This window comes from Microcoleus sp. T3_B1, assembly GCF_036700445.1.
Lineage (GTDB): Bacteria > Cyanobacteriota > Cyanobacteriia > Cyanobacteriales > Microcoleaceae > Microcoleus.
Genome location: NZ_JAUBOX010000036.1, coordinates 15428 through 38073 on the forward strand (window position 1 = coordinate 15428; position 22646 = coordinate 38073).

Here is a 22646-nt window from a genome sequence, read left to right on the forward strand (position 1 = left end):
TATGAACAGGCCATATGCCTGTTCCACAAGAACATTGAATTTTTGTGGAACAGGCATCTTGCCTGTTCTTGAGAATGGTGCAAGATATGAGATACAACCGGAAACGATATCATTCCCAATTATAAAATCTAAAATGGTATGAGTTATGACTCTGTTATCCCAACACATTATCTACAGCAATTTCTACATCTGGAAAAGCTAGAATTGATAAAACCTGACCCCGCTGAAATCTTTGAATATTTTGATATCCCAAGGGAGAAGGTTCGCGATAAACTACTACACATTGCTCGTTAATATCTACCAGCCAAACTTCTACAGTATTGTCTTCCGCATAAAGAGGAATTTTGATAATTCTGTCAGTTTCAGCGGTTGCATCCGCTACTTCCACAATTAGTAAAATATCCTCAGACTGAGGATGTCCCGATTCGTAAAAATCATCGCGCCGCCGCAGTAAAGAAATATCCGGTTCAGGTTCCGAGCGATCGTCCAATTCTACCGGATCTTGAACTCCAATGGTTACTCTCGATAATAAGCAGATATAGAATAACTCTGTCAGACGCTTGACATGAGATGTATGCCTTCTACCGACGGCGGCCATTTGAACAATTTCTCCTCGAATCAATTCAACTTTATCATCTTTTGTCAAGATGCCAGATTCAATCATCTGATGATATTCTTTTACTGTGAACAGGCGCTTCATAAACTGAGTTGTCATAATTTATTTATTTGGCGCTCCTTTTAGTTGCCCTTTTTCTGTTTCATCGCCTTTGCTGCTTTCACAATCTCAAATCGCGGCGCAAAAAAAGGAATTTTTACCTATTGATCTTAGTTTGCTTTTAAGGTATATTTTAGATAATGGGAGTAGTAACTTAATTTTTAAAATTGCCACTATTTCCATTATTAAATAATACAGTGTCAAGCTAACAGTGTCAAGCTTTTTACCCAAAAAAAAAGGGCGATTTTTCAAAAGTTCATCAACAAATAATCATAGGGTTAGGGTTTTGGTAAACCCACCCTAACCACCCAACAAAAGTTGATTAAGGGAAAATTTAATCCCACGATTGCAATTGTACAACCCAATGCTGCACGACAGCAGAAATGCGATCGCGCCGCGTTTCAAAAGTAGCAGCAATCCAGATAAACGCAATGCCAAAAGCCAAACCCATTGCCCATTTAATCAGCGGATAATCGAAGATTAGAACCACCAACTGATAGAAAACATTGATTAAAAAAATTCCCGTTCCCACAAACAAAAACGCCCGAACTCGCAGCGCCAAACCCGCTGCAATAGCCGCCAAACTAAAAGCCCCCGCAACTAAACCGTGGTTTTGCTGAGTAAAAAGAGGCATCCCGCAAATCAGCGCAGTGGCGAGCATTCGCAGAGTGTGGCGCAGCGGTTTTTCTGCTGGTAATTTGAGAGTGCCATCGAACTGAGCAATGTAAAGTAAAGAAAGTCCTAAAGGAGTAACATAAAACTCTGGCTGAGTCAATCCTATTTGCCAGAACCACCGCAGCATTATCCAGTCAATTATCGCCACACTCACATAGGTAAAACGGGCTTCCTCCCTTTCCCAAGCCAGGAAAAAATAGAAGGTAGCAGCTATCAGCAAGCTAATCGGATAAAACTTAGCCGGACTTTCCAAAATAGTAACTATTGGAATCAGCGAAGCAATTACCTGCCAAGGTTTTTTTGACCAACCCCAGTTGTCCCAAGGCAAAATGTAAATGAAATAGGCAAATAGAGAAGCGAGGGCAACTTTCCAAGGCCCCAGCGGCCCGGAAATATACTTAACTAAAGGCGTATTGATCCAATAAAGCCGGAGGCCAAAGGCTTCTACCCAGCCCAAGTAAATCCAAATTTCTGCCCATTGGCGATCGAGATTATTTCGCCCTTGCAAGAAAGCATATTGAACTAATAAAGCACCAGTGACTAATCCTAAAGTTAAGCCGGATTTAATATCATTCACAGAAGCCCAAATCAGCAGCAAACTGCTCAAAACCCAGTGCAGGTGAGCAAATATTTTTAACTCTGCATTAGTTAAATGTAAATAATTGCTGAGCCAAGGAGATAAAATGCGATAGATATATGTTAAAGTTGTGCCGAGAGTTGCCAGGACAATTAAGCCATCTCCAAGAGTTCCTCCTGGTGTTTGAAAAAGTCTATAGAGTAGCGATTCGTAAGCAGCAACGGAGACGCCAATTAATCCCAAATAAACCAAAGGTTTGAATTCTGGTTCCCGCCTACCAATGCCGATCGCAATTAAAGACGCACCCAACACAGTTAAACCAGTCCAATTCGCAAAACTGTGCGATCGGAAAGTTAAACCCAATACGCCGTAAACCAAAGGTATAAAATGAATGCTAGGTAAATTTGTTCGATCGCGGTGGCGGCGCCGCCACCAATCCCCCAACAATTGCGTAAACAATCCGAGAGCAATATTAGCAACTGCCAAATTAATCGTAGTGCGATCGACAAAACTCAAACCCACTGCTGTCAATAACTCCAAACTCCAAGCCAAAGCATAAATTGCCAGAGGGGAAAGTTGCCGTAAACTTCGGAAAATAATCGCAGCCATTATCACCAAAATAGCAGCCAAAACTTCAGTAGAGGGCGGGAAAGTCAAGCTACTGGCTGCGTAGAGTTCATAGGAATAAAAAGTAATAGTTGTTAACAGTAAGCCGGCGAGTAAGATGGCCCACCCATCTAAAGCTCGATCGTAAATTTCAGCTAATTGAGAAGACTCAGGTAAACGGCTGGAAAAACGAACAATCATGCTGCGAAGCAACCACAGACACAAAAGAGCGATCGCCCCGGCAATTCCCCAATCCCAACCCGACACAAAACCTAATTGATCGATCACCGCAGCTACGAAACTCAAGCCAAACCCCACTCCAATCGCAGCCGCTGGTATCTCGACTAAATAGTAAGTATTGACCAACATTAATCCGGCGGCAACCCCCAAACCAATTAACCGATATCCCGGAAAAATAAAAATTAGAAATTGGGCAAATATTAGGGCGATCGTACTAAAGGTACTGGCAACTTTTTTGTGAGGAACCTCAGTATATTTAGCAACAGTAGTCAAAGCCAAAGGAGTCGCCAGCCAGAGCAACCTCCACTGAGGGCGATAAGTGGCAGTACCCGCAATCACATAATTTTGCAACAAGATAAAGCTAAATCCTGCTAATACTAAGCCCAGATACCAGGAACTTTGGAACCATGCAGGATGCCAGCGAAAAAAGGCAGAGCTTTCTCGGAAATTGGCCGCTTTCATACCGACAAAAAATACCCATTCACTCGCCATGAATATTAATAATATTGCAGACCAAATATTTGGTGTCAGGTTTGGGAAAAATAAGTCAATTGCCGATGCGATCGCACCTAAACCCATAATGTGAGTTAGGGGAACCAAAATTGCCGGATTTCCCGGTTGTTCAGCCGCAGAAGCCTGCCTCGAAACTCGCCGGGAATTATCGGGAATTACGTATTTCCAAGTGATCCAACCTAAAATTAAAGTAGAGACTAATAAATTGAGCGATCGCCAAAACGGATTGACAAAACTAATAACAGTTAAAGCACTCCCCAAAGCGAGAGCAAGGTTTTCGCCAAAACTGGCAAGTTGAAACTTTCGCTTGCGGTAGAGCCACTGCGCTGCACTTACCATTAAAATTAAATAAGGCAACAGCAGAACACCCCAAAAAGCCCAAGGAGTTTCCTGAGAGTTTGTAAGCTGAGTTAAAAATGCGGCAACTTGTGTTTTAATCCCTAAAGGAAGCACTCGCCAAAACAGCCAAATACTCTGAAGTCCCACCGCCTCCAGCATTACCAAATCAAACTCTTGCCAAAACCGCACTAAACGGTTATAAAAAAACCAAACAGCCAATCCGCTAACTGCGATCGCCTGTAGCGGAATGTCGCGAAAACAAACCAGGTATCCCAAACCCAACAAACCCATTCCCGCTAATTGCCATTTAAAAAAGTTGCTGGGATTTGGCTGGTCGGATATATTGTTTTCAATAGTCCCAGATTGCCGGGGTTGCTGCCAATCCAGCCATGCTAAAAGCACGCCACAAATCGCCAAAGCTAAACCCATTTCAGCGATATTTACATCCTTGACAAATATCGCTCGACTCAGTAAAATTCCTAACGAATAAGCTACTAAAGCTGCTTTTTTGTAAGTCAGAAAATCTCTGCTCAAACTGAAAGCAGCGGGGAATGTTTCAGTATTTCCCCCACGTTGGATAGATTGCAATCGTTGTTGCTGAACTTGATAAACTGTAGTAGCAGCAGTCCCCACTGTACCCACATAAACCGCAGTAAGGGAAAAGCCTGCAAATGCCCACCAAGAGTGCAAATAACTCAATCCCAAGTGATTTAGGGCGATCGAGCGAGTGATGTTTTTTCCTGAAAAGCTTTGATATTGATATTTGATAATCCGGGCAGTTATCCAAGTCAAAATAAGTGCCGCTGCGATTGCTACCGCCCAATCCCAAGGATACCGCCACAATCCAAAAGTATCCATCGCCCAAAAATTGATCGGCACTAGCAACAGCGTCACTTCTTGCAAAGTTTGAGCAGTCAAGTGCAAATTCTGCTGTCTGTTTGCCCAACTGCTAATCGCCCAAAAAGTTAAAGTATAAGCTAACAAAACTCCATATTGTCCGGCGGCAGGAAATCTTTGCCACTGACTGGCAGCTAAGACTCCAGAGGAGACAACTACCATGAACACTCCTAAAAATAACAGCCACACCACGCTAATTTCTGCCATTAGTGAGTGCAAAATTTGAGCGATAAAATTAGGGGTTTGAGTAGTTTCTGTGGGCCTAGCAACGCTTTCTCTGCTGCTAGGTACTGCTTTTTGCGTTGATAAGGCAGGTACTTTTGGCTCGGCAATAGGAGCGATCGGGTTTTCAATTTCAGAAAAATCTACAGCGGGCTCTCTGATTGGGCAGACTAAATACTGTCGGCACAATTCCTCAACCTCAGCGGGCGAAAGTAAACCTAGCCGCAGCCACGCATCTAAACCTGTCAACAACTCAGGATGCGACGCTAAGACGCTCAATTCAATTTTGCTCGATCGATCTTTGGGAGACGACATTGGCTTAAACTTGTACTAAGTACCTTCCAGCTATAGCCTAGATTAATGTCGAGCGAATATGGCAAAATACCGCCATCGCAATTGGCACAATAAGTATTTATAACTAAAGAGCTGTATCAACCAGTGTCAACCGGTGAAAAAATACCGCTGATGGGCCTAAACCAGCGTGCATCAGCGGTGAAAAACTCCAAATTAGGACACAGCAGCGGTGTCCTTACCGATCGACATATTGCAGCAAAGTGTCTACACTAGCATTGTGGTCTATGAAAGAAAACAAATGTTTGAAGAGGAGTTTTCCATCTGCACCCAAAACAAACTGAGCCGGCAAAGGAGCACCTAAAGCCTGACCGACTTGATAAGCCCGAAACACTTTACAGCCTGGATCAGAAAGCAGAGGCATTTTCAAGCCTAAATCTCTAACCACAATTTGGCTTTGGCGATCGTCGGTACTGGCAATCATCAATAATTCTATATTGCGATCGGCAAATTTTTCCCAGTTTTCATTCAAAGCTTTAATGTGAGGAAAACAGAAAGGGCAATATTGCTTTTCAGTAAAAATCCGCGTAAAAGCCAGGACTACCGGCTTATCGCCCCGATAATTCGACAGCCGCACCAATTTGCCATTATTAATATCCGGCAATTCAAAATCTGGCGTCATCTGTCCCAGCTTCAGAACATTACTCGCCGGAACAGGCAATAAATTTTGGAAAAACCGCTCATTTAACAAGCCGCTAAAATTAGTAGAAGTCAGCATATTTCCTAATTGGGTAATTGCTAATTGCTAATTGGTAATTAAAAATCCGCTTAAATAAATGCCTCTGCGGGTACGGACACGGCAGCGCCGTGTCCCTACAAATATAATCGGCTTAAACCGCAGCAAAGAATACCTTAGACTTGACAGGATCGGGAGTCATGGTCTTGTCACCGGGCTGCCAGCCGGCGGGACAAACTTCATCGGGGTGAGACTGGACGTGTTGGATAGCTTGCAGAGTTCGGAGAGTTTCGTCCACGTTGCGGCCGAAGGCAAGATTGTTGATAGTAGAGTGTTGGATGATGCCTTCTTTGTCGATGATGAACAGACCTCTGAGGGCAATGCCTGCTTCTGGGTCGAGGACGTTGTAGGCCGAACTAATTGTTTTTTTGAGGTCAGCAACTAAGGGATAGTTGAGGTCGCCAACACCGCCAGATTTGCGGTCTGTTTGTATCCAAGCGAGGTGAGAGAATTCACTGTCAACGGATACGCCGAGGATTTCGGTATCGATTTTTTTGAAGTCCTCGAAGCGATCGCTAAATGCTGTAATCTCAGTTGGGCACACAAAGGTGAAGTCCAAGGGGTAGAAGAACAGGACTACATACTTTTTGCCTTTATAGTCGGACAGTTTCACTGTCTTGAATTCCTGATCCACTACGGCTGTCGCTGCGAAATCGGGTGCAGCTTGACCAACCCGGAGGCATTCACTGGTCATAGATTTTGTTTCCTTTTTTACGAACTGTTACAAATATATCATACTCATAACGACTACAAGTATCTTCTCGATCGATCAAAAAAAGACGCTCTCAAATTTGAGAGCGCAGTTTTTTTGATTTAATAATGGCTCAGGCGGGATTTGAACCTGCGACCTTGGGCTTATGAGTCCCCTGCGCTAACCACTGCGCCACTGAGCCAAATCTACTTCACGATTTACTATCGTAGCACGGTAGGGCTAGCTATGTCTCGTTTTCAAACAACACTATTTCTAATGACTTGACGTAAAAGTTATGAGTTTTGGTAATCATTCAAAACCCATAACTTCCGACCTGTCGTTACCGAGAAGCGCTGGACGCATCGTCGGGCAGTAAAGCCATTGGGTTGATAGCACCCTGTCCGGGGGGATGAATTTCAAAGTGCAAGTGCGGCCCGGTACTGAAGCCAGTGCTGCCCATTTCTGAAATCTGTTCCCCTTGAGCGACTCTCTGACCCTTTTGCACCAAAATTCGGCTGTTGTGGGCATAGACAGTCTCAGTGCCGTCAGGATGGGTAATTTCCACCAGATACCCGTAGCCGCCGTCGTTCCACTGAGCATAGGTAACCACCCCGTCTGATGCTGCCACAATTGGCGTGCCGATCGGCCCTGCAATATCAATTCCCCTGTGCATCCGTCCCCAGCGCCAACCGTAGCCAGAAGTCAGAACGCCCTTAGACGGCCAAATAAACCCGTTAGCCGACTGTTGTTTGCCGTTAGGCAGATAAGTATCAGGGCTCGAAAGCGGAGGCAGTTCTGGAGAAACCATGCGTCCCAAAGACGGGTTGCTCAGGGGGTCGTAACCCTCGGCTCCCAAAGGAGCAGTTGCCACTACCGGCTGTTCCAGAGTGCTTTTTGGCGTCAGGTTGATCGGTTGCAGTTCCGCTGCGCGAGCGGGGTCTAAACGCTCTTGCTGCTGCTTCTGAACCTGCTCAGACCAGGCTCTCGATGGCGGTCTGCTGATTTCATTCTGCACCGCCTCAGCATAGTCGGGGGTGTAGAGATATGGATTGACACTTGGCATATCCTCAGACGGGTTGACCGAGGGCCCGTCATTTGGAGCCAGGGACACCGCATTGGCGCCGATCGAATTGCGCGAGGCACGATATTCCTCTCGCAGCCTGACAACTTCTGCCCTCAAGCGTTCGGAATAAGGGTTGAGAGCTTCTGCGGTGGGGAGAGCCTCCGAATTCGACTCTGGTAAAGCGCTAGTTGGAGCGGCATTTGAACCCTGGGCGCTAGTATTTGCCACGAAGCTGATCGGCTGCGGGTATTCTCCCGTAGCGATGGCGGTAGCCGTTGCACTGGCTGGCAAGGGCAGGGAACTGGTGTCAACTGCACCTGTAAATGTTGGTTCGCCTTGAAGATCCAGCTTCCGTGGATCGCTAATGGTTTGGGAAACTTGAGCCAGCGGAATGCTGTTAATTTGGGGAACCATCGGCGCTGAAATATTGTTCAGACCTTCCAGGTTCTCCAGGGGAGAAACAACAGGCACTTTGGGCGCGGGGGCTGCAACGCCAGCACCGGCTATTTCCGAGGTAGACGAGCTGGGGTTCAAAGATGCGGGAACCGAACTCGCCGCCCAGACAGATGTAGAGTTGGAGGCCGAATAAGAGGCTGCCGCCTGCACCCCTGGATTTTTCAACCCCACTTGGGGAATTTTGAGCCGTTGATTGACATTCAGCAAGTTGGGGTTGCCGAGCTTGTTGACGGAGATCAGGTCTTTGGGCGATACGCCGTGACCTTTGGCGATCGCATCTACCGTATCTCCCGGACGCACGCTGTAGAGAACCTCAGCCGGCGCGGCGGTACTTCCTGCAGGGGGGACTAGCACAGCCGAGGGCAAACTGGGTGTTGCCACAGACTGTTCAATTGACTCGAATGCTCGATCGGGCGATGCTGCTTGACCTCCCCCGGAATTGGGAAGTACAGGTGTGGCATCGAGGTCAGGAATAGTTGTCCCAGTTGCATATCCGGGGGAGGTCAGCGTCGGTGCTGACTCCGGCAAAAATGCCGCAGGTGTAGATAAATTTGCTCCCCCCTCCGACCCGAACATCGTTCGACCCGATTCTGTGGTGCGGTTTTCCTGTTTTTTCAAACTGTCGATCGCCCCGTCTGCATTCGGGATATCGATCGAACTTTGTTCCGGTACCATCGTGACCCGCGGGGTCGCTGCGGTTGATGGCAGCGCTGTCATTGCTGCACTATCAAATGGCTCGGAGCCAGTCAGATTTAACTCTTGTTCGGGATTGACCGTCGCTGCGCGATCTAGCGAAGCCGATGTGCTATAGCCGGCGTTCTGTTGTGGTGTGGCTTCCGTCGCAGTCGGAATTCTGAGCTGTTGGCCAACTTGGAGTATGGTATCGGGTTTGATGTCGTTGGCCGTTGCTAGTACCAACGGTTCAACTTGATAATCCCGAGAAAGCTCCCAAAGGCTTTGCCCCTCCTGCACCTTAACCGTCGCCGGCTCAGAAGGTGATCCGGGCTGTTCGGCCCTGGAACCGTCAACTTGTGCGGACGTAGCGGGCCCGTTGGCCGATACTGGCTGTACTTCAGCGGTGGATTCCGATGTCGGTGCGAGTTCAGACGCGCGAGCGCTGTCTCCATTTCTCGGTAACAGGATGCCAGAAGCACCTACCGATATTGCCAGCCCGATCGTGGCGAGAGAGCGAACTCTGCCTGTGCTGAGCGTTGTCTGTTTGGATGGTTCCGCAGAACCGTCTCTGTCGATTTCACTAGCCTGAACAGGCTTAATTTGGGGATATGTTCGTTTCAAAAAAACGACCTCCTACTGAGAAGCGCTAACTGTCCTTGGAAACACTCAAGGGGATCGCATGACGCTGAATTTAAATCAACAAGCAAAAATATTCTGATTGTTGACAGCTATCATGCTTAGGCCAGATTACCTTGCTTTTTTAATTTAGACAAGCTCAAACCGTCAGAAATTTTAAAATTCTCGGTCAAACCTGCTGCAATTAACCCCAAAAGCCTTACACCGCAAGAGCTGGAACGAATACATAAAATCTTCATTCCCGTAAGGCTCTGAACTCTTACCTATTATCCGACTTTAGGCTAATTTCCGGACAGGCTACAACCGTATATTTACTAGATATAGTGTTCAGACCTAAGCTGGTGCTCGCTGACGCCCTAAATCGCTAAAATTATTTATTTTTGTTGCTGAATCCTCTTGTAGTCATTTGGTGTTGCTGATAACAATCTGTTTTTGAATGAATAAAATATATTAATGTCGGCTATCTAGATTTTCACCCCTTTGATACAAATTTCTTATATTTAAATGGAGATTTGGCCGCCTCCGGCAGCTATTAAATCTCTATATATTTATGTGTTGATAATGATTTATCCCAGCTCGCCCAACTGTCGTTTAGCCTCAAATAAACCCACAGCGGCGCTGACGGAGAGGTTCAAACTCCTGACTCCAGGCTGGCTCATCGGAATAAAAACTGTGGCGTCGCAGGCATCCAAGACGAATTGGGGAATGCCTACAGTTTCCGAGCCAAACATCAGCCAGTCGCTGGGCTGAAATTGGAATTGCGCGTAATTGCATCGCCCGCCAGTGCTGAATCCGATCGCTCGTCCCCCGCGCTGCTGCCGACAAGCCAGAAAAGCCGCTAAGTCTTCGTGGCAGTGGAGATTGACGTAGGGCCAGTAATCTAAGCCTGCCCGTTTCAGGTAGCGATCGCTAATTTCAAACCCCAGCGGGCCAACTAAATGCAGTTCCGTGCCTGTGGCAGCGCAAGTGCGGGCGATATTGCCAGTATTCGGGGGGATTTGCGGGTGAATCAAGACAAGTTGGGGCATGAAGCTAATTAAAAGCGAAAAATACAGCTCTTGGGAAATTTATAAAACTACCCACAGGTAGATATACCTTATAGCTTTTATTTATAACCTTTGTCGAGCTCCATTGATTAAATATTCTGATTGGTTTTTGGGAGGTGCTCTGCAACTTTTGACAATTCCCGCATCCAGGATACCCGCCACGTGATTCATTCCGAAAGCAGACTCAGGACCCAGAAACAAAAAACCTGTATCCGATGAAACTTGCCGAACGTATTTATCTCGCGCAAGTCAATCTAAAATCTAAAATCTAAAATCTAAAATCGATTGACCGGGAGGTTCGGGCTATTTGTATTGGCTGAGTACGCATAGCCAGGGGCTAGTGAAAGCCCCCGTTATAATAACCGCCGATACTTCAGGCAACTAACTGGGCGCACAAGTTATCTTCTAGCTCCCATTCTTGGTGAGCCATCCCCTGAATCCCTTGCAGAATAATACTGCGGGTGTCCGAACCGCCCTCGTGTAGCTTTAACCACTGCTGGGCCGTGTTGCCTTCCCGGAGAATCTTTTTCAGTGGCGATAGAAAGCAACTAAAGCCGCGTTTTTTGGCTATAGGCCACACTTCGCGGTAAATTTCCTCAATCCAATCTCGTGCCAGAATAGTTCTGCCGTCTTGCCAGTGGGTAAGTTCGGCATCCAAACTTTGCCGGGATGCAGCAATTTCGTTGGCGTCTGTGAGGGCAACTAAGTCTTCGTTGCGGGTGGCCGCCGACAAGGTGCTGAGTTCTAAAGGGTCTAAGCTGGGGTCTTCCATCATCTGCCAAATGCGAGCTTCTAGCAAGGCAGTGATGGCTAACAAAGCCAGAGGATTGACCTCGAGGTCGCAAATTCTCAGCTCGAGGCGGTTGAGACAGTAGGGGCGACGATCGCCATTTGGTCGCACTGCAGACCACAAATGGCGGACGTTTTGCATAGTACCGAGTTCTAGCTGTTCTTCAGTCCACTGAATGTAATGCTTGTGACTTTCAAACAGGGGGACGATGGCGGGAGTTTTGGGAAACAAACCCCACCGAGTGGAATGATAGCCCGTGACTTCGCCGTCGAGGAAGGGGGAAGAGGCGCTCAAGGCAAGGTATAGCGGTGCTTCGACGCGGGCGAGGCGGATGGCGCGCATCAGCATTTCTGGTTGGGAGATGCCGATGTTGATGTGAATGCTGGCGGTGACGACTTTTGTGCCGTAGGTTTGCTCGATGTAGGTGTGGTAGGGGTTGTTGGGATCGGATCTGTAAAATCGATCGCTCCCTCCGAGAGACAAGGTACTTCCCGGCAGCAAGGTATAGTCGCCCAATTGTTTGAGATACTCGCGCAGCCGGACTCGCGGCTTGACTAAGGCGCACAGCAGGCGATCGTAGCTGCATAGCGGGGCGGTCGTGTACTCCACATTGCGGCTATCAGGCTCCCGCACAAATCCCTCTAGATCGGCAACTATGCGATCGGAGAGACCGACAACCTCACCTTCGGGAGTGCCGGTATACATTTCTACTTCAAAGCCTTTTGATAGCAGCACGTTTGTTCCTCAGCTAAGTTGAGTGCTAGTTTCTAGTATCCCAAAAATTGACCTGTTCATACTATATTCCACGGGGCAGAGTTGAAATTTTGCGCGACTGGCACTGAAACCGTGTTTTTCGGCCCCCGCTTTGTTTGAGCGTTGGTTTCCTAGTTGGGGGCCTGCCAGGACAAATACTCCCCTGGCAAAGAGTTTCCGAGGCGGTTTTAGAGTCATAAAGGCTGTTTGTTCGATCGCGCGCGGGCGTGTTTTATTCGGTATTGGGGGCGATCGAACTTATGGTGAATAGAACCCACCCCAGCCTCAGTTCGACATCTGTTTTCTGCCTTGAGAGGGATAGCCGCAGATATATCTTGGGTGCGATTCTAAAAGAGGGCTCTGCAATATTTTTGAGCTATTATTAACCCCTAAAAATCCCTGTGAAAGAGCAAGAAAGAACCCCTCCCAATTTTTGGAATATGCTAAGCAATTTAGCCTTAGTCCGGTTTTTGCTTTTATTTGCTTCTGGTTGGGCTGGACTGCAACTTTTAGCTTACTTTGAAACAGCAGTCGCGGTTTTCACTATTGCGGCACTCGTGGCTTTTTTGCTTAACTATCCGGTGCGAACTCTCCAGAGATTTTTACCGCGAAGTTTAGCTGTCGCCTTCGTTGTCTTGCTCACCATTTTAGTTTTTGGCGGTCTCACCGTCACCGTAGGCGTCACTCTTTTATCTCAAGGGCAGCAATTAATTGACAGCATGACTGAATTTGTGAATGCTCTGGCGCCTCTGTCCGAGCGCATCGAAGCATTCCTGCGGGCGAGAAACCTGCAAGTTAACCTGCGAGTTATTGAGGAACAACTGCGAAATCAAGCTTTGGCTGGAGTTGTATCGAGTATTGCTTTTTTACAAGTATTTTTAACCAACTTATTAAATTTAATATTAATTATGGTAGTGGCTTCTTTCATGTTACTTGATGGAGAGAGGCTGTGGCTGTTAGTTCTCAAATTTATACCTCGACACCTGCATAGGCGTTTAAGTGTAACAATAGAAAAAAACTTTTTAGGATTTTTTCAGGCGCAAATCCTGTTAATGTTATTTTTGACAACAGCAAGTTTTTTGATTTTTCTGCTGTTAGATGTGAAATTTCCCTTGATTTTAGCCTTTATTATCGGATTGTTTGATTTAGTTCCAGGGATCGGAGCGACGCTGGGGATTAGCTTAGTTTGTTTTATTGTATTGTCTCAAAATGTGTGGCTAGCTTTAAAAGTATTGGCAGCTTGCATTGTTTTGCAGCAAGTTCAAGACAACTTTATTCATCCGAGACTCATGCAAAATTCTCTTAACCTCAATCCGGTAGTGGTATTTTTTGCACTGTTAGTCGGAGCAAGATCAGCAGGACTTTTAGGCATATTTCTCGCTATTCCGCTAGCGGGAGTGATAGTTAGCTGGTTTGACATTGAAGAAATGCAAGCGGAAGGTTAATTGATGGAGCCATCCCATTTTATATCTAATCAGGCTGACAAATTCAGTTTTAACTTCCCGACGAGAAGTCCCCTGATTCAAAAAGTCTCCTGGGCCCAAAGCGCAACTAAAAGTAAAGAGAAAAAAGCAACTTAGGATACACCTTACTGCGTAAAGTTAATGAATAAATTGCAAGTCAGTAGGAAATCTTTCTTCTTCTGGTTCTGGATCATAAATGTAATCGCAGTCAAAACGCAAAGCTTGAGAGTGGCGGCTGATAGAAAATCCGCAATTACTCACCATTTCTGTAGTAAAAGTTGCCATGACTAACTCAATGAGCTTTCTGTAGGAAATGTTAGGCAGTTGAACGTAATAGGTGCGTCTGGCAAAAAAGATTCTCTCATCTTTCGGGAGAATTATGCCATTAATTCTGTGTGCGTGTTGAATCGGCTTGATATAGGTTTCAATAAACTGCGACTGATTTTTTTGGAGTCTCGCTAATCTTTCGTGTTGCAACCAGCTCATTTGAAACACAATTTTAATAAATTCAAAGCCCAAAATGTAGTTAAAAACATTATTGCGTTCTTCTGTACTCAAGACGAAGCGGAGGGCCGATTCTAAATATTGGTCAGTTTCTCGCCGCGATTGTTGAGCTGAGTGGATATAAAATTGTTTGATGTAGCTTCTTAAATCTGATTCGTTTAATTGTTTTTTGACTCGAAATCTGATTAAATACTCTTTGACTCGGTGTAGAGTATCTACATCTTCAAACATTTTTGAGACTAAACCGTCGGCTGTATAATCATCTAAAAATTCTGCTTGCAAGTCGGGAGTAGATGCACACAATATGTAGCAGAGGGACAAGACATAGCGCCGTTGGTTCCAAGGCAAGCTTTGGGCCCAATCTTTAACTTCTACAGGGAGTTTTTGGAACACGGTATCAGTGTGGGAGAGTTGAGCAAGGTCGGCATATTTATGTTTTTGTTTAATCATTGCCTGAAACCTTATATTAGTAAGTATACAGAGTAATAGATCGCAGAGGATGGGAGGGGGAAGCTGCGACGGAGGGTTGCAAGTTGTTCTGTCTTATTTTCTTGCCATCTATCTAAATATACATTCTGTAGGGAACATGGGGCGTGATCTGTCTCACACTTGAGCGAGTTTTAAATCACAAATGCTAGCTCTTCGCATCACATTTGGAGGCTCCGAGTGCCACGGATAAAACTTCTTCACGTCACCGACGCAACAGTGGGTTTCGTTGAGGATTAAGTCGGGTGATTCATCAGTTTTTGTTAGCAATGATTACTGAGATCAATCATGAACTTGACTACAAGTATTTTCCCGGAAAATCAGTGCAAAGACTTAACTTTTTGCAATGCTATCGTGCAACCAGTACGACAGTGGCTCGATAGCATTGCAGTGGGGGAGCCATCAGTAACTCAGTGGTGTGCCAACTTATACTCGCCCGATGTTGTTGGGAGAGAGATATTCAGTTATGGGGACACCATCTTTTCTACATACCGCCTATGTACAAGCTTAATCCTGTGTATGAGGAATTCATGGGGTTACGCTTTCGCTCGCTCTCATTTTTGGGCGGGGTCAGCCAAAACAGATACAAGTTTCCCACAAGAGTAGTGAGCAACCCAAAATTTTAGAGCCTAGTTCCAAATCCCAGATGTATCTGTGGAGTATATCTAAAATCTAAAATCGACTGAGGTATGCGGCGAAAATGTAACCCTGCACTACTGATTGAGGGGTGTCATACCTCGATCGCCCATTGATATCAATTATTTATGGGGTCTATCGATCTGGTAGTTGCGAGAGCCATAATTTAAGCCATAATTGTTGATAATATCAATGGATGCCTCTCGATAGGAGTGGGTATCCATCGTGGCGCTTCAGCCAAAAATAACATCAAACGGTAGCAGCAAAAACAATAACTATAAAAATAATTTAATAATCTAGGTGGGATGAGGGAAGTCAATATGTTTAACGCAACTGAACTGCTTATTAAGGCTTTTGTCAATCGGCTGATTGAAGGCTACCGCCACACTTACGGCGGGTTTAAATCTGACTATGGCGAGATTATTGCTTGGGTGGCGAGTATGGCTTTAGAAAATATTGCTAATAGCGATGCTCTTTACCATAATGTCGAACACACTATTTTAGTGACATTGGTGGGACAAGCAATTCTGGGGGGGAAGCACATCCGCGAAGGGGGTGTTTCCTGCGAAGATTGGTTGCACTTCCACATTGCTTTGCTATGTCACGATATCGGGTATGTTAAAGGTGTTTGCCGACAAGATAGAACAGATTTAGGACTGTATGCGACGGGAATAGGTGACATGAAATTAACGCTGCCTCCGGGGGCCACGGATGCTAGTTTGATGCTTTATCATGTCGATCGCGGAAAAATGTTTATTGACGAGCGTTTTGGCGGGCACAAACTGATTGACGCTGAGCTGGTTAAGCATAATATTGAGCTGACTCGTTTCCCAGTTCCTACAGATGAAGATTATCAAGATACTGTAAATTATCCGGGTTTAGTTCGGGCTGCTGATTTAATTGGTCAGTTGAGCGATCCGCGATATTTGCAAAAGATTGCGGCGCTGTTTTACGAGTTTGAGGAGACTGGGCAAAATCGGGTTTTGGGCTATCAGAATCCGGGGGAGTTGCGGGATGGTTATCCGAAGTTTTATTGGAATGTGGTTCATCGGTATGTGAAGGATGCGATCGGCTATTTGGAACTGACGCAGCAGGGAAAACAAGTTGTTGCTAATTTGAGCGCGAATGTTTTTCGGGTGGAGCATTCTCAGGTTCCCAAGTCGGCGGTGGCTGTAGTTAGGTAGGGTTTGTTTGGGTGGATGTCGGGCGATCGTTCTTTTTTGGGATAAGTAAGTCGCTCTAATTAAAAGTAAAACGCTCTTCTTTTATATCGCCGCAGCACTTAAAGAAGTCGTGGTTCTGGATATTCTTTTTTTTTAGCTGGGCTTGCTTAAATCTGATCTTCACCCTGCAAATATACTTACACAGGCTCAAAAGCCTCTCATCACAAAGGTTTCAATTGTTAAGTAAAAAATTGTGTACCCATGTAGATGATTGATATCTGTTTGCGATCGGCAATTATATTGAATATACAACAATTGAGGGCGATCGCCTGCGTCAGCTATTGCTGATCAATGGGTACAGATTTTCAGAGCAACAGTTGCATCCTTTGTAGAGTAAGAGTTTTAGGACTGTTAGTACATTTGTATGGGCGAAGTCCAGTTTAATCGGATCGCTGAATGTCTGCACATCGCAGGAAGAGTCGCCTGAGTTTTTGCGGGGAAAGCGGCAGGCGAAAATGGAGGCTATCCAACGCTTGCAAGCAATAGGATTGAGCGATGAGCAAATCGCGCAATGTTTGGATCTGACGCTAGAAGAGATTCGACAAGTCGATTTGACAGAATAGAAGATAGAGCAAGCGCTAATGGCTGATGGACTTCATTATCGATCTGCTCAAGCTTGGATAGAGCATCCGATATCTAGTTTTGGTAACTCGCCCAATCCATTTTCCCACTGGGTTAAAATAATAGGTAAGTCATTTTAAAAGAGATTGGTCATGACATTCATTAACCCCAAAACCGATTTTGCCTTCAAAAAAATATTCGGTTCCAACGAAAGCAAACCAATTTTAATCAGCTTTCTCAATGCCATGATTTATGATGGCAACCCCACCATCGCCGACCTAGAAATTATCGACCCGTATTTAGCATCGAGAGTTCCGTATCTCAAAGACTCTTACCTGGATGTCAAAGCCAGGCTTGCAGGAGGCGCAACTGTAATTATCGAAATGCAAGTTTTAAATGTAGAATCTTTTGCGAAACGGGTGGTTTACAATACTGCGAAAACTTACTCGACACAACTGATTCGCGGTGAAGGTTACTTTAAGTTAAAACCTGTAATTGCTTTGACAATTACTGATTTTGAAATGTTTGACAATGACGGAGAAGTAATTTCTCACTTTGTGTTCAAGGAGAAAAAGCGTTTATTTGATTATGTCGATCCAGAGATTGAACTGATCTTTATCGAATTGCCCAAATTCAATAAACAATTGGATGAGTTAGAAACTTTGACTGACAAGTGGATTTATTTTATGAAAAATGCTCCCAGCTTGGAAATAGTGCCGTCAACAATGGAAACAGTATCGGAAATACAGCAAGCCTTTGCGATTGCCAATGAAACTAATTTGAATCCAGAGGAGTTGGCAGATTTAGAAGAACGTGAAATGTTTATTCTCGATCAGCAGGGTGTCTTGCTCAAGGGAATTGAAAAAGGCATTGCACAAGGCAGAGAACAAGGCATCGCAGAAGGCAGAGAAGAAGGCAGAGAAGAAGGCAGAGAAGAAGGGCTCGCACTAGGAATGCGAGAAAAAGCTCTGGAAATTGCTAGGCAACTTCTCAATGTCCTTGACAATCAAACCATTAGTCAAACTACTGGTTTGAGCGTTGAAGATATCCAAAACTTGCGGGAGGAATAGAAGGAAGGGAAAAAGTGCGATCGCACAATTAGTACACCTTTTCTCGCTACTAGGATCAGCCTGGTAGCGTAGGTTTTTGAGGTTCTGCCTCTTGGATTGAGAATGACGCTAAATATTAACTCTCATCCACTTAATACTCAAGGATGAGTCTGCCCTCTGTCTAAAGGAAGATTTCATTAAACGAGTAAATTCCGTATGATGCTGTAAAAGTCAGTCAGAGGGGAAAGCTATCTCCGACTCTAGCTCCGCATAACTGACAAATCTTACTATAATCAAAAAATACATCTCATGACATCAGTCACTCCCAATCAAACTTCGTCTCAATACGAAGTTACAGAATCAGAAGAAAAAATTGAGTCTCTGGTAGCAGAAGTTAAGCCAGAAAGCGAAATCGATTTAGAATTCCTCTACACGAGAGACATTGAATTCCGACAAGAAACAATTTATTTCATTGTAGTCGATCGCTTTTACGACGGCGACCCCGAAAATAACGAAGGCCCAAACCCAGAACTTTACGATCCAGAAGGGAAAGATTGGGGCAAATATTGGGGCGGCGACTTGCAGGGAGTTATCGACAAACTCGATTACTTAAAAGATATGGGAGTTACCGCCGTTTGGCTGACTCCACTGTTCGAGCAAGTTGAAGCATTATTTGTCGAACAAGCTGCAATTCACGGCTACTGGACTAAAGATTTCAAGCGACTAAATCCCCGCTTTATTGCCACAGGCGACAATCCTTCTATTAACCAAACACAAGAAAGTAAAGATACGGTATTTGACAAATTAGTACACGAGTTGCACCAGCGAAACATGAAACTCGTGCTCGATATTGTCTGCAATCATAGCAACCCTGATTTTAGCGGGAAAAAAGGAGAACTCTACGACGACGGCGTAAAAATAGCTGACTTTAACGACGATGAAGATAACTGGTATCACCACTACGGCGAAGTCAAAAACTGGGAAGATGAATGGCAAGTCCAAAACTGCGAACTGTCGGGTTTAGCAACTTTCAACGAAAACAATATTGCCTACCGCAATTACATTAAGTCAGCAATTAAACAATGGCTGGACAGAGGTGTTGATGCTTTGCGGGTTGATACAGTCAAGCATATGCCTATTTGGTTTTGGCAGGAATTTAATGCTGACATTTTAACACACAGACCTGATGTTTTCATTTTTGGCGAATGGATTTACAGCGACCCTAGAAACGATCGTTCTGTGGAATTTGTCAACGAGTCGGGGATGACTATTTTAGATTTTGGTCTGTGCGTGGCAATTCGAGAAGTATTGGGGAAGGGTGCGGAGGCGGGATTTAAGTTAGTCCAAGATGTCCTGAATTTGGATCACCGCTACTACGGGGCGACGGAGTTGATTACTTTTATTGACAACCACGATATGCCGAGGTTTCAGTCGTTGAATCCCGATCCAGAAATGCTGCTGTTGGCGATAGGTTTAATTATGACGACTCGCGGCATTCCCTGCATTTATTACGGCACCGAACAGTACCTGCACGATGATACAGATGGGGGAAATGACCCCTACAACCGCCCGATGATGGAAAAGTGGGATACTGATTCGCCGATTTACCGAGCTGTGCGATTGCTGTCGGGATTGCGGCGGCTGAATCCAGCTATTTCGATGGGGAGTCAGTGGCAAAAATATCTAACTCCTGATGTTTATTGTTACGTGCGCCGCTATCGCGATTCTGTGGTGTTTGTAGCGATGAATCGTGGCAATTCAGTTACAATTGAAGAGGTTGATACTGAGCTGCCTGATGGAGAGCATACGGAGGTTTTATCGCGCCGCAAGTTTGAAGTTAAAGATGGGATGCTGTACAATTTAGAGTTGGGTTCGCGGGAAGTAATGATTTTTAGCCGCGTCGGAGAGCGAGTTAAGGCGAAAACTATTGTGCGGGCGCAGCTTAACAGCGTTAGAACTCAGCCTGGGGAAAGAATTGTGGTGATTGGAGATTGTCCTGAACTGGGGAATTGGGATATTAGTAAGGGTTTCCCGTTGGAGTATATCAATACTAATACTTGGTTTGGGGAAATTCCTTTTAATGAAAGTGCCGGGAAGTTGATTTCTTATAAGTATGCGCTGCTACGGGAAGGACTCTCGCCGCTGCGAGAAAATCTGGTTTGTCGCCGCTGGGTTTTAGTTTCCGAAGGGACGGTGAAATGGCGGGATAAGTGGGCGAGTGGACGGGAGTCTTAATAGTTTTGATTTCGGAGTTTTGGGTGAAACTGTTTTAGGCACAGAAACCGGGTTTGATGAACGAAAATACTTCCTTAAGGCTTTCGATTATCTTTTTCAAACCCGGTTTATTTACTAGGTACGTAACGGCTGTGAGATATAATTAGGAACTGCAACTCATAATTCATTACTTTTTAAATATGACTTAGGTAATAAATAGTTGGGCTTTTTATCTATATCAGTAAGGTGTGCATTGTGCATCCTCCGGGCGTGAGTTATGGTGCGCCGAGGCGCACCCTACAGTTTTATTAAAGCGATCGCAACTTGTGGGCTAAAACATCGACATAACGTTCGCTACTGTGCGGGTTCACAACCATTTCTTAGCCCCGCTGCGCTTGAGATTCAGCTTCTTGAGGATTTTTTAGCAAAGGGACGATCGCCTCGCGCAAACCTGCTGCATCTGGCACATTTACCACTTTAGCAATATCCGGGGCCGCTAAATAATCGACCATACCTTGAGTCCGAGTAATGACAACGGGTCACTTGCAAGCCATTGCTTCCAGTAAAGCCGTACCTCCAGCAGCATATTTATTGTCCATCAAACAAACTGCAATTACGTCTGCATCGCGGTAAAGCTGCACTAAATCTGGCCATTCATAGAATTTGCGCGACATATTTTCTGGCATAGTATCGGGGAAAGCTTGCGATAAAGCCTTAGCATCTTTAGAAAAACCGCTAATTTTTACCGAAAACGCTGCTGATGGTTAGGAAACCGCGTTGATCGACACCTGCGCGCAAATCCTGTACGAATCAAAAACAGTGACACACGCCGATCGATTGCAAGGACTTAACTACCAGCCGAGAAGTCCCTCGGTATATTTAGAGGGGATTAATCTGAGCGCTGCGCGAAGTACCCCGTTGGGAATTACCGCAGGGATGTCCAGAAGCGTCGGGTGTAGGTACCCAAAGCGACAATTAGACATTGCGAGTACCTTTAACTTTGATGTACTTTCTAAACATTAAATCAAAAGAAATGGTACATTAAGGTAGGTCGAAAAAAAGAAGTTAAAAAATGCAACTCACGTACAAATACCGCCTCAAACCCACGAAAGCCCAACTAACAACTATTGTGGCTCATTTAGAACTCTGCCGTCGGCAGTACAACTACCGACTCGGCGAAAGATTTAGGTGGTGGGAAGCCACGAGAACACCTATCAACGCCTGTCCCTTGATTGTTTCGATAGTCCCGATTGAGGAAATTTATCAAAATATTCCCTTGACTAGAGTGCAAACCAGGGACGGCAGAAAAAAGGATGAGTCAGGCAATCCTTTGACCAGGAAAGGTGATGTTTTCTCAAACATTGAAGGCGGATATGTACAGTGGCAGACAATACAACTGGCTGATCTGAAAAACACTAAAAAGCTATTTCCTGATTACAAAGTGCTGGATTCTCAGGTTTTGCAAGATGTCGTCAACAGAGTTGAAACTTCCTTTTCAAATTTCACCACCCCCGACAAAAACGGCACTCGTCGAGGGAGGCCCAGATTCAAAGGGCTTCACTACTACAAATCTTTCACTTATCCTCAATTAGACAACTTAGATATTGTCAAGGACGAGCAAGATAGGATTTGTATTAGCCTCGCCAAAATAGGTAAGCGTGCCTATGGTTTTCCACCGTCCAATACCAACAAAGTTCAAAGTTAAGACGGGCACAGTTATCAAAGAAGCGGATGGGTGGTATATTTCCCTGACGCTAGAAGATAAAAGGGTTCCCGTAACGGTTGCAGAAATTCAACCGACGGTCGAAAATACTATTGGTATCGACTTGGGAGTCACTAATTACGTTTATCTTTCCAGTGGCAAAAGGGTAGAAAATCCTAGATTCTTGAGGAAGTCGGCCCAGAAATTAGCAAGACTTCAAGCAAAGTTAGCTAATAGAGTTAAGGGTTCTAAGCCTTGGAAAGTTATCAAGGACAAGATTTCCAAACTCCATCAGTTTGTAGCGAGAGCTAGATTAGATTTTCAATTCAAAACTGCACATGAGCTATTCGGTAAATGTGATGTTTTAGTTGTTGAAGATTTGAGCGTCAAAAATCTGACTAGACGTGCCAAGCCCAAGACTGGTATTGAGAATGGTAATTTGGTTTATTTACCGAACAGCCAGTCAGCAAAAAGTGGCTTGAATAAATCCATTCTTGATGCGGCTCATGGACAATTCGCCAGCGTTCTCAAATATGTTGCTTGGAAGTTAGGTAAAACTGTTCTATTTGTTGACCCCAAAGGAACTTCTCAACATTGCTGGAACTGCCTCAAAAAAGTGCCGAAAGAATTATCAGAGCGGTGGCATTGTTGTCAGTGTGGAGAATCCTTGGAGCGAGATAAAAATTCAGCCAAACTCATAAAGAAGATTGGATTGAGTTACGAAAGTGGCGGGGGAACTCCGTCACTCAAAAAAGCCTTTGAAAAAAAGGAAAAAGAAGCCTGCGGTCTAACGGTACTCCGTTGACCGTCAGGTTCGTTCACGCTTT

General features: G+C 45.1%; 17 protein-coding genes and 1 tRNA gene. 7 read left to right on the top strand and 11 right to left on the bottom strand.

The features are described 5' to 3' along the window. Positions 1 to 154 precede the first annotated feature (154 nt). From QT990_RS19590 to gshA, 8 genes are all read right to left on the bottom strand, one after another. Complete coding sequence (locus QT990_RS19590; RefSeq protein WP_333307930.1) at positions 155 to 715, bottom strand: Uma2 family endonuclease; 561 nt, start codon at positions 713 to 715, stop codon at positions 155 to 157. Positions 716 to 1049: 334 nt separating this feature from the next. Next, entirely contained in the window at positions 1050 to 5099 is a 4050-nt protein-coding gene (locus QT990_RS19595) for a hypothetical protein (protein ID WP_333307928.1), read from the bottom strand. A gap of 214 nt (positions 5100 to 5313) precedes the next feature. After that, positions 5314 to 5853 (bottom strand): redoxin domain-containing protein, encoded by a 540-nt coding sequence (locus tag QT990_RS19600; RefSeq protein ID WP_333307926.1) that lies wholly within the window; start codon positions 5851 to 5853, stop codon positions 5314 to 5316. 112 nt (positions 5854 to 5965) lie between these two features. Beyond that, positions 5966 to 6565, bottom strand: coding sequence for a peroxiredoxin (locus QT990_RS19605; protein ID WP_015178160.1), 600 nt, complete (start codon positions 6563 to 6565; stop codon positions 5966 to 5968). Positions 6566 to 6691: 126 nt separating this feature from the next. After that, a tRNA-Met gene (locus QT990_RS19610) sits at positions 6692 to 6764 on the bottom strand. Between the two features lie 138 nt (positions 6765 to 6902). Then, positions 6903 to 9377, bottom strand: coding sequence for a peptidoglycan DD-metalloendopeptidase family protein (locus QT990_RS19615; protein ID WP_333465659.1), 2475 nt, complete (start codon positions 9375 to 9377; stop codon positions 6903 to 6905). A gap of 581 nt (positions 9378 to 9958) precedes the next feature. Continuing rightward, positions 9959 to 10420 carry a tRNA (cytidine(34)-2'-O)-methyltransferase gene (locus tag QT990_RS19620; protein WP_333143020.1) on the bottom strand — a complete coding sequence of 154 codons (462 nt, stop codon included), beginning with the start codon at positions 10418 to 10420 and terminating at the stop codon, positions 9959 to 9961. Between the two features lie 391 nt (positions 10421 to 10811). After that, positions 10812 to 11963, bottom strand: a complete 1152-nt coding sequence (gene gshA, locus QT990_RS19625) for a glutamate--cysteine ligase (RefSeq protein WP_333143019.1) — start codon at positions 11961 to 11963, stop codon at positions 10812 to 10814. 419 nt (positions 11964 to 12382) lie between these two features. On the opposite strand from gshA, the gene QT990_RS19630 reads away from it, so the two are divergent. Continuing rightward, positions 12383 to 13426 carry an AI-2E family transporter gene (locus tag QT990_RS19630; protein ID WP_333143018.1) on the top strand — a complete coding sequence of 348 codons (1044 nt, stop codon included), beginning with the start codon at positions 12383 to 12385 and terminating at the stop codon, positions 13424 to 13426. A gap of 156 nt (positions 13427 to 13582) precedes the next feature. Here the strand turns inward: QT990_RS19630 and QT990_RS19635 are convergent, their stop codons facing one another. After that, a complete protein-coding gene (locus QT990_RS19635; protein WP_333143017.1) occupies positions 13583 to 14398 on the bottom strand; it encodes a cobyrinic acid a,c-diamide synthase in 816 nt (271 codons plus the stop codon). Positions 14399 to 14850: 452 nt separating this feature from the next. On the opposite strand from QT990_RS19635, the gene QT990_RS19640 reads away from it, so the two are divergent. The 4 genes from QT990_RS19640 to QT990_RS19655 all read left to right on the top strand — a co-directional run bounded on the left by QT990_RS19640 (position 14851) and on the right by QT990_RS19655 (position 20138). Next, entirely contained in the window at positions 14851 to 15060 is a 210-nt protein-coding gene (locus tag QT990_RS19640; protein ID WP_333465666.1) for a Mo-dependent nitrogenase C-terminal domain-containing protein, read from the top strand. 330 nt (positions 15061 to 15390) lie between these two features. Then, complete coding sequence (locus QT990_RS19645; protein WP_333143015.1) at positions 15391 to 16254, top strand: Npun_R2479 family HD domain-containing metalloprotein; 864 nt, start codon at positions 15391 to 15393, stop codon at positions 16252 to 16254. Positions 16255 to 17006: 752 nt separating this feature from the next. Beyond that, positions 17007 to 17924: an Rpn family recombination-promoting nuclease/putative transposase gene (locus tag QT990_RS19650; protein ID WP_333143014.1), complete on the top strand. Its 918-nt coding sequence runs from the start codon at positions 17007 to 17009 to the stop codon at positions 17922 to 17924. A gap of 288 nt (positions 17925 to 18212) precedes the next feature. Continuing rightward, positions 18213 to 20138 carry an alpha-amylase family glycosyl hydrolase gene (locus tag QT990_RS19655; RefSeq protein WP_333465660.1) on the top strand — a complete coding sequence of 642 codons (1926 nt, stop codon included), beginning with the start codon at positions 18213 to 18215 and terminating at the stop codon, positions 20136 to 20138. Positions 20139 to 20497: 359 nt separating this feature from the next. Here QT990_RS19655 and QT990_RS19660 read toward each other — a convergent pair whose 3' ends face one another. Continuing rightward, positions 20498 to 20629, bottom strand: a complete 132-nt coding sequence (locus QT990_RS19660; RefSeq protein WP_333143012.1) for a hypothetical protein — start codon at positions 20627 to 20629, stop codon at positions 20498 to 20500. 27 nt (positions 20630 to 20656) lie between these two features. Continuing rightward, positions 20657 to 20791, bottom strand: coding sequence for a hypothetical protein (locus tag QT990_RS19665; protein WP_333143011.1), 135 nt, complete (start codon positions 20789 to 20791; stop codon positions 20657 to 20659). A 398-nt stretch (positions 20792 to 21189) separates the two neighbouring features. On the opposite strand from QT990_RS19665, the gene QT990_RS19670 reads away from it, so the two are divergent. Continuing rightward, positions 21190 to 21822: a helix-turn-helix domain-containing protein gene (locus QT990_RS19670; protein WP_333409959.1), complete on the top strand. Its 633-nt coding sequence runs from the start codon at positions 21190 to 21192 to the stop codon at positions 21820 to 21822. After that, entirely contained in the window at positions 21782 to 22624 is an 843-nt protein-coding gene (locus tag QT990_RS19675; protein ID WP_333465661.1) for a transposase, read from the top strand. Before QT990_RS19670 ends, QT990_RS19675 begins: the two co-directional genes overlap by 41 nt. The last annotated feature ends 22 nt before the right edge of the window (positions 22625 to 22646 follow it).